The 270-nt window shown below is 54.8% G+C and carries 1 pseudogene; it reads left to right on the top strand.

Features of this window, described 5'->3' with window-relative positions:
* Nucleotides 1-270, top strand: a pseudogene (locus FDX22_RS16000) (flagellar brake protein); the annotation flags it as partial.

Genomic DNA, 270 nt, shown 5'->3' on the forward strand with positions numbered 1-270 from the left:
CTTCCGCATCGGCGCGCCGTTACACCCGCCCTATCACTGCAAGGCGAAGATGCCGGACAACAGTCTCCTGCATTTTCGCTTATTCGATTTGTCTCTTGGCGGCATGGGCGCGCTATTAGAAGGGACAGCACCGGAGGGGCTGGTCGAAGGCATGCGCTTCTCGCAGGTTGAACTGAATATGGAACAATGGGGGGTGTATCACGTTGATGCCCAGCTCATCTCGATTACCGAGCGAAAAGTGATCGACGGAAAAAATGAGACCATCACCAC

Source organism: Citrobacter sp. TBCS-14 (assembly GCF_005280805.1).
Lineage (GTDB): Bacteria > Pseudomonadota > Gammaproteobacteria > Enterobacterales > Enterobacteriaceae > Citrobacter > Citrobacter gillenii.